Annotated in this window: 8 protein-coding genes; all 8 read right to left on the bottom strand. The window is 50.0% G+C overall.

The window, feature by feature from the left end; translation table 11 throughout:
- Nucleotides 1–397 precede the first annotated feature (397 nt).
- Complete coding sequence (gene dusB, locus A3GG_RS0110240; RefSeq protein WP_018359198.1) at nt 398–1,390, bottom strand: tRNA dihydrouridine synthase DusB; 993 nt, start codon at nt 1,388–1,390, stop codon at nt 398–400.
- Complete coding sequence (locus A3GG_RS0110235) at nt 1,371–3,071, bottom strand: SulP family inorganic anion transporter (protein ID WP_018359197.1); 1,701 nt, start codon at nt 3,069–3,071, stop codon at nt 1,371–1,373. The genes dusB and A3GG_RS0110235 overlap by 20 nt, the downstream gene beginning before the upstream one ends.
- Before the next feature lie 109 nt (nt 3,072–3,180).
- Nucleotides 3,181–3,930: a 3-oxoacyl-[acyl-carrier-protein] reductase gene (fabG, locus tag A3GG_RS0110230; protein ID WP_018359196.1), complete on the bottom strand. Its 750-nt coding sequence runs from the start codon at nt 3,928–3,930 to the stop codon at nt 3,181–3,183.
- Nucleotides 3,931–3,938: 8 nt separating this feature from the next.
- Nucleotides 3,939–4,523, bottom strand: coding sequence for a TetR/AcrR family transcriptional regulator (locus A3GG_RS0110225; protein WP_018359195.1), 585 nt, complete (start codon nt 4,521–4,523; stop codon nt 3,939–3,941).
- A 9-nt stretch (nt 4,524–4,532) separates the two neighbouring features.
- Nucleotides 4,533–5,858 carry a ribosome biogenesis GTPase Der gene (gene der / locus A3GG_RS0110220; RefSeq protein WP_018359194.1) on the bottom strand — a complete coding sequence of 442 codons (1,326 nt, stop codon included), beginning with the start codon at nt 5,856–5,858 and terminating at the stop codon, nt 4,533–4,535.
- 10 nt (nt 5,859–5,868) lie between these two features.
- Nucleotides 5,869–6,753, bottom strand: coding sequence for a GTPase Era (gene era / locus A3GG_RS0110215; RefSeq protein WP_018359193.1), 885 nt, complete (start codon nt 6,751–6,753; stop codon nt 5,869–5,871).
- 9 nt (nt 6,754–6,762) lie between these two features.
- Nucleotides 6,763–7,767, bottom strand: a complete 1,005-nt coding sequence (locus A3GG_RS0110210) for a beta-ketoacyl-ACP synthase III (RefSeq protein ID WP_018359192.1) — start codon at nt 7,765–7,767, stop codon at nt 6,763–6,765.
- Nucleotides 7,768–8,072: 305 nt separating this feature from the next.
- Complete coding sequence (locus A3GG_RS0110205) at nt 8,073–8,480, bottom strand: YkvA family protein (RefSeq protein ID WP_134849659.1); 408 nt, start codon at nt 8,478–8,480, stop codon at nt 8,073–8,075.
- Nucleotides 8,481–8,843 lie beyond the last annotated feature (363 nt).

Here is an 8,843-nt window from a genome sequence, read left to right as displayed (position 1 = left end):
CTTGTTAATCAGTCCCGACATGCCTATTTTCTCCCAATATGAGATGAAAAATTGAGCTCCCCCGATTGCAGTCTTGCGATTTGTGCTAATAAATTGTACCTTTGCCATAACAAGTCCTCTATAATTTTTTGTAATATCTATACGAACATAAAGATACAAAAAAATCTGGACATAAGCCCTGTATTCTCCTTGAATACAGGGCTTTAATTATCAATAGCGCCACCTACTAATAATCAGGGGCTAACGCATACTTTGCGGAATCTAGGAGGGTCTCACGAAAAGGCTTGAGCCATCAAAGATTTTGCGAGATACGACAAGCGGAGGCGATAGTCTGCCCATGAGGCACGCAAAGTGGGCTTTCGCCATTGGGGCACAATGGGCAATCCCCCTAACGGAGTCAGAGAAGGCTCCCGAGCTTGAGCGCCAAGGCTTCGTCCATGAGACGGAGCAATTCCACCTCCGTTTCGGCACGAAGCATAGCTATACGGTGGTTCTTGAAGTCGGGTATTCCCTTGAATATTGGGGTGAGCGCTAGATGACGGCGGAAGTGTAGAATCCCTTTCACCTCATTCTCGCACTTTAGGATGCTCTCGTGGAGTAGCCGCTTGAGCACCTCCACATACCACTCCTCAGGATGCTCTGGTGCAGACAGACCATCCACAACTGCCCTCATCTCTTCGAATATCCAAGGCTGACCAATGGCGCCTCTTCCCACCATAACGGCATCGACACCGGTCTGTTCGAAACGCTCGAGCGCTTGGGCTCCGGTGATGACATCGCCATTCCCGATGATAGGAATCGTGATATTGGGGTTTTGCTTCACCCGAGCGATAGGCGACCAATCGGCTTCCCCCTTGTACATCTGGGCACGTGTCCGCCCATGGATAGTAAGGGCTGCTGCACCGGCATCCTGGATTTGCTCGGCTAGCTCCTCTATGATGATATGCTCCGCATCCCACCCCAGTCGTGTCTTGACCGTTACGGGGAGCGCTACCGCCCCTACCACCGCTCTAATAATCTCAAGCATCAGAGGGATATCTCGCAGAAGTCCTGCCCCTGCGCCCTTACCTGCCACACGCTTCACAGGGCAACCGAAGTTGATATCTATAAACTCTGGGGCAGCCGCCTCAGCCACCTTGGCAGCCTCGCTCATCGTGTAGGCATCTCGCCCATAGAGCTGAATCGCTACGGGGCGCTCCTGATCTGCCACCACCATCTTCCGAAGCGTGCTAGGGATAGAGCGGATAATGGCATCGGCATTGACGAACTCGGTGACCACTACATTGGCGCCAAACTCCCGAGCGATAAGCCGAAACGACGCATCGGTTACATCCTCCATTGGCGCCAAGAAGAGGGGGCGTCGCCCTAGATCAACCTTGCCTATTTTCATACGCTATCCACTTCTGATAATCCTGAGGATAGTGCTCTGCCACGAACTCTAGGGCTCGCTTCTGTGCGAGATCGATATGTGGGGTAATGTTATCGTCTCCTAGGAGCTTCACCACGCCAGAGAGGCGAAGGGCCTCTAGCACATTATCTTGGACGCCCGATAGAATGACCTGAGTATTACTCTCGCGGTGCAGTTCTATCATAGTCTTGAGGTTGTGTATCGCGGTACTATCCACAAAGGGCACGCGACGCATGCGGATGATGCGCACACGGGGATTATCGTTCATGGAGCGCATGGTCTCATCGAACCTATTGGCGATACCGAAGAAGAAAGGTCCGTCTATTTCGTACACCTCCACGCACTTGGGCAAGTGTAGCTTGGGCTCCTCGGGGTGTTGGCGCTGGTTATCCAGAAGATTGATTTCCGATGCTTTGAGCACGCGACTTAGGAGAATCAGGATCGCCACAATCATTCCGATGCCAATCGCTACGGTGAGGTCAATAAGCACAGTGAGGAGGAAGGTGATGACCATCACGATAGCATCGCCCTTTGGTCCCCTGAAGATAGCAGCGAAGGAGCGCCACCCACTCATATTATAAGAGACCACCACGAGCACGCCTGCCAAGACCGCCATTGGGATATGGCTAGTGAGGGGCGAGAGCACTAGCATAATCAGGAGTAGTACCACGGCATGAATCATACCTGCCACGGGGGTCTTGCCACCGCTATTGATATTGGTCATGGTACGGGCAATAGCACCGGTGACCGGTATACCCCCCACAAAAGGCACCACAAGGTTGGCAATCCCCTGCCCCACTAGTTCCTGATTAGAGTCGTGCCGAGCGCCTATCACACCATCCGCTACTGAGGCACTGAGGAGACTCTCGATAGCACCGAGCATGGCGATAGTGACTGCCGAGGGGAAGAGGAGCTGCAGACGCTCCACGGTTATCTCGGGGAATACAAGACTGGGGAGACCCGCTTCGATGGTGAAGCGGTCGCCAATGTTTTCAGGACGTGTCAAGCCCATAGCGCCCAGCACTACGCTGGCTATCGTGAGCACGATAAGAGCGAGGAGCGAGGCGGGTATATTTTTATTCACTCTGGGGACGAGGACAATGATAAGCACGGTGAGTACTCCGAAAAGGAGCGCTAGCCATGAGGTGGTACCAAAGGCTTGGAAGTACGCCTGCCACTTACCGAGGAAGTCGCCTGGTAGCTCGGTGACCTGCAGCCCGAAGAGGTCTTTGACCTGTGTAGTGAAGATGGTAACGGCAATACCTGCGGTAAAACCTACGATAATGGGATATGGGACAAACTTAATCATAGAGCCCAGACGGAATAGTCCGAGTGCCATGAGCATGATTCCCGCCATAATGGTGGCCAGGGCAAGCCCATCGATCCCGAACTTCTGGATAATACCATAGACAATGACAATAAAGGCGCCAGTAGGCCCTCCTATCTGCACTTTAGAACCTCCGAAGAGTGATACCAGTAGACCTCCAACAATGGCGGTAATCAATCCCTCTGTAGGGGATACGCCACTAGCGATACCGAAGGCGATAGCCAGTGGCAACGCCACTACGCCTACGATGATTCCGGCAGTGAGGTCTTTGAAGAATGTCTCTTTGTTATACCCCTTGATATCCTTGAGGAACTGGGGCTTCATGCGTACTTTCATGTGATTGGTCTATTTTTGTTCGGTAGTCGGTAGTCAAAAGTCGGTGGCAAGCGCCCTCAGCGAGGTGCACCAACTACCGACTCCTGACAGTGAACTACTGTTTACTGTATTACATAACCATGCCGCCACATACGTTGATGGTCTGCCCCGTGATATAGGATGCCGCATCGGAAGCGAGGAAAACAACTACTTGAGCGACCTCTTTGGCTTCGCCCGGACGACGGAGGGCGATAGACTTGCTCCACTCAGCCACTATCTTCTCATCGAGCACCCCGGTCATATCTGTCTTGATAAAGCCTGGTGCCACAGCGTTGGCACGTATGCCGCGGCTGCCTAGCTCCTTTGCCACAGACTTGGTGAAGCCTAGGAGACCTGCCTTGGAGGCTGCATAATTAGCCTGACCAGCATTGCCTTGCACACCGACAACCGAAGAGATATTGATGATAGAGCCACCACGTGCCTTCATCATAGGCATAGCGACAGCCTGTGTGAGGTTGAAGGCGCTCTTGAGGTTGACGGTAAGGACATCGTCCCACTGCTCCTCGGTCATACGCACGAGTAAGGTATCCTTAGTGATACCGGCGTTATTGACAAGGATATCTACCTTCCCAAATTCAGCAACTACCTCCTCTACAAATGCCTTTGCGGCAGAGTAGTTCGCAGCATCTGTAGCATAAGCCTTGCCCTTTACGCCTAGAGCAGCAAGCTCCTCCTCGAGGCTACGGGTATTATCATTGATCGAACGACCAGTAAAGGCAATATCTGCGCCTTGACTGGCTAGCTCTAGCGCAATAGCACGACCAATACCCCTACTACCACCAGTGACAATTGCCACCTTTCCTCTTAGTATCTTCTCCATATTGTCTATTATTTTTGTATTCCTTCCATTAGTAAACTACGCACCACTCGGTAGGTCTGCATCACCGATCGCTCGCTCTTCCCCAGCTGCCCTCGTATGAATGGCACCTCTAAGCCTTTCAGACAGGCATGCAAGAGCATGGCGGTAGTCTTGACGTCTACACGCCTGAAGGAGCCATCGTTGATGCCATCTATCAGAATCTTCTGAATCAATTGGCGCTCCAGTACATCGAAACGCATACGAGCGCGCTCTACGGTAGCGATATCATTGAAGAACTCTGCCTGAAGGGTGCCATTACGCTGAACCACTTCATTGACTGCCCTCTGGCGCTTAGCAATGAATAGCATGAGCTTTGCTACACCGTTCATCGGCTGAGAGATAAATGCCTTTAGCTCTTCGTAGAGTATCTGAAGCTCCTCTTGGATGACCGCAAGGTATACATCGCTCTTAGTACCGAAATAATTGTATAGGGTACGTCTGCCCTTACCCGCTGCTACTGCTATGGCATTCATCGTAGTAGCATGGTAGCCCTGCTCGGCAAATAGACGCCGAGCTACCTCTATAAATCGCAGTCTCGTCTTATCAATTGCCACGCCAATGTACTAGTTCTTATCCCTGATAAATATATTGATTGGCGTGCCGGTGAAGTCCCAGTTCGCCCTTATCTGATTCTCCAAGAAGCGCTTGTAGGGTTCCTTTATCCACTGTGGTAGATTGCAGAAAAATACAAAGCTAGGTACCTGCACCTTAGGCAGCATAGTCACATATTTAATCTTGATATACTTACCCTTATTGGCGGGTGGTGGCGTCTTCTCGATGATTGGGAGCAATACGCTATTGAGCTTGGCAGTAGAGATACGCTTCTTCCTATTATCAAAAATCTCCTGCGCTGTCTCAAGCACCTTCAGGAGGCGTTGCTTCTCTGTAGCGGAGATAAAGAGGATAGGGAAATCGGTAAAGGGTGCTAGCCTATCCTTGATGGCATCGATATAGCCTTCCATTACCTTATGATCTTTGTGCTCAATCAGATCCCACTTATTGACACACACTATCAAGCCCTTCTTATTCTTCTGGATGATCGAAAAGATATTTAGGTCTTGCCCCTCGATACCCTTAGTAGCATCGAGCATGAGTACACAGATATCACTATTCTCTATGGCGCGAATACTCCTCAGTACTGAGTAGTACTCGAGGTCTTCATTCACCTTACCACGCTTACGGATACCAGCAGTATCTACAAGGCTAAACTCGTGCCCAAACTTATTGTAGTGGGTATAGATAGAGTCTCGGGTGGTACCCGCTATGTCGGTGACAATATGCCTATCCTCACCTAGGAAGGCATTGATAAGCGAGGACTTCCCGGCATTAGGTCGGCCTACTACAGCAATACGAGGATACTCCAGTGCCTCATCACCCTCCTCACCCTTATCGGGCAGGAGCTCCACCAGCTTATCCAGCATCTCGCCGGTACCGCTACCATTGATGGCAGAGATAGGCATAGGATCGCCCAAACCGAGCTTATAAAACTCCGCTGCATAGGGCTCCATATTGAAGTTGTCCGTCTTATTGGCGACCAGAATCACCGGCTTACGATTGCGTCTCAATAGTTGCGCCACCGACTCATCTAGGTCACCCAGACCAGCCTGTACGTCTACGAGGAATAGGATAAGGTCGGACTCCTCGAGCGCTATCTCGACTTGCTTATTGATTTCATCCTCAAATACATCGTCACTGTTATCAACCCACCCTCCCGTATCTACTACCGAGAAGGTACGACCATTCCACTCCGACTGCCCGTACTGTCTATCACGGGTAGTCCCAGGCTCGTCGGTCACTATCGCCGTACGCGAGCGTGTCAGACGGTTGAAGAGCGAAGACTTCCCCACATTGGGCTGTCCCACAATCGCCACCAAACTATTTACTGCCATTTCCTATCTCTCAATCCTGCTTGTATCCAAAACTCCTCAGCATCCGTTCACTACTTCTCCAGTCTTTCTCGACCTTCACAAATAGTTCAAGGAATACCTTCTTATCAAAAAAGCGCTCTATATCCTGCCTCGCCATCATACCAAGCTTCTTGATGGCAGCTCCCTTATTCCCTATCAATATCCCCTTTTGTCCCTCACGCTCTACGAAGATAGTAGCACCGATGCGGATAAGGTCGTCACCCTCCTTGAAGCTTTCCACCACCACCTCGGTAGCATAAGGCACCTCCTTCTGGTAATAGAGAAATATCTTCTCACGGATAATCTCAGAGACAAAGAACCTCGCTGGTCTATCCGTAAAAGCATCCTCCTCGAAGTAAGGAGGTGACTCTGGCAATAGCTCCTCCACCCGCTGCTGCACGTAAGCAATACCGGCATTGTGCAAAGCCGCCACGGGTATCACCTCAAGGGCGTTGGGGAGCAACGTCTTCCACGTGGCTACCAACTGCTCCAGCGCTTCGGCATCGGAGAGATCCGCCTTATTGATGAGCACCATCACAGGAATATCCAAGGTGCGCACCTCGGCCAAGAATGCCTCATGCTTATCGGGATCCTCCACCACATCGGTCACATAAAGCAGAATATCCGCATCCCCAAGCGCACTCTTGGAGAAGCCAAGCATCTGCTCCTGCATCTTATAGGCAGGTTCTACCACTCCAGGCGTATCGCTATATACGATCTGAATCTCTGGGCGGTTTACAATACCTATTATCCTATGCCTTGTGGTCTGCGCCTTATTGGTGATAATACTTATCTTATCCCCTACCAGCTTATTCATTAGCGTAGACTTCCCCACATTGGGGTTGCCCACAAGATTGACGAATCCCGATCTATACATACACCTCTATTACTTACTATCGTACCCCCACTTCAGCCAGATAGAGCCCCAGGTAAAGCCGGCGCCAAAGGCGGTGAGGATAAGATTATCCCCTTTCTTGAGTCGATTCTCCCATTCGCTCAGGCAGAGCGGGATGGTAGCCGAACTCGTATTACCATACTTATCGATATTGACCATTACCTTGTCCATGCTCACGCCCATGCGCCTTGCAGTGGCATCGATGATCCTCATATTGGCTTGGTGTGGTACGACCCAGTCGATGTCCTCGAAGGTCAACCCATTCTTCTCCATCAGCTCTACCGAACAGTCACCCATCTGGACTACAGCCGACTTAAACACCTTCTGTCCATCCTGATATACGTAGTGCTGACGTGCCTTCACGGTCTCCTCGGTAGCAGGATTAGCCGAACCGCCAGCACGGAGTATCAGGTAATCACGACCATGGTTGTCGTTCTTCAGAATCACATCCTGAATACCCATACCATCCTCAGTAGGCTCCAGTAGTGCACAACCGGCACCATCGCCAAATAGTGGTAGGGTAGCTCTATCGGTGCGGTCTGTAATGGCAGACATACGCTCTGCAGAGATCAGAAGCACCTTCTTATAGACGCCACTCTCTATAAACCCTCTCGCTATCTGGAGCCCATAGAGGAAGCCAGGGCATGCTGCCTGGAAGTCGAAACAAGGCACCCCATCAATACCACACTCCCTAGCTATGATTGAAGCCGTAGTAGGGAATTGATAGTCGGGCGTATTGGAAGAGCAGAGCACAAGATCAATCTCGCTCTTATTAATATTGTGTCGGGACAACATATCCTCGACCGCACGAATCCCAAGATAAGACGAACCAGCGCCTGGCACCTTGAGCACCCTTCTCTCCTTGATACCCACACGAGTGGTAATCCACTCATCACTAGTATCCAGATACTGGGCTATCTCATCATTCGACAATACATCTTCTGGCACATATCCCCCCACAGCAGTGATGACTGCAGACCTCTTATTAGGCTCCATCTTTCTGTCTTTTTTATCTTAGAAACTACTCTATCAACCGAAGTGAGCAATCGCACAAAGTCAATTGTCACGCGACAAAGGTACCAAAAAAGTACACACTTCAAGAATAGTGTGCCATTAAAATTCCCAAAATAGGGAATGGACAATACGACCTCTAAGCCCCCACCCCCCCTAAAGGGGGCTTTCGCAGCTAAGTGGTACTATCTGTAGGAGCATGTGTGGGCGAGGTTAAAGGGAGCGTACTGGCGTACGCGACCAAACCAGAATGCCGAAAGCAACGCACTAGTTTGCGCTTTAGGCGCGTCTCATTTGCAGAAGCGTGTCAGCGCATGCCGAGCCTTCGCATCAATCTCAGGCGTCAAATACCGCTCCACCTGCTTCATCACAATACCAATCACAATGATATCGTCACTAAACCCAAATAATGCGGGCAGGAAGTCGGGCAGGAAGTCCATCGGGAAGATAAAGTAACCCAATGCGCCCGTGATATATAGTTTCCCTTTTAGAGGAACCTCAGGGCTTCGATAGATATAGTAGAGCTGCAAGAGCGGAAGAAGCACTGTCTCGCCCAGCATCATACCCACCCTATGGAGCTTCTCGGTAAACGATAGTTCACTAAAGTGCGCTGTGTACTTAGAAAAGTCCTTAGGTTTCATCTCCTTAAGCATAACACCAATAGTCATTGCCCTTCCTATCAATCCTTTTTTTCTCATCTCTAATCGTCTCAAATTTATAGTGTTTATACATTATCTATATGCAATGATACTAAAATAATAGCACATACCCCACTCCATCCTAATAGTCGCACCCGAAACGGAGACCCTATATCAGCGAAATTTATTCCTAGAGATAAATATATTTATCTGTACAGAAAAATAAATTTATTCCTAGCCCAAGTTTGACCCCTAGAGTATATTTTGGGGTGGTTTTTGGGCATTTTGAGGAGTGAAATGCTGATTTCATCGGGGTAGTTGTTTTTTAAATCGAAATGTAGTACACAGCGGTGGATTTTTTTATCCTTACCTTTGTGGCACTATGCATTTTATTTCGCAGACAAGATATAATCCGGATTCTGG

This window comes from Porphyromonas levii DSM 23370 (genome assembly GCF_000379925.1).
Classification (GTDB): domain Bacteria; phylum Bacteroidota; class Bacteroidia; order Bacteroidales; family Porphyromonadaceae; genus Porphyromonas_A; species Porphyromonas_A levii.
The sequence above is the reverse complement of the archived record's forward strand: the minus strand, read 5'-3'. Positions and strand labels throughout refer to the sequence as shown.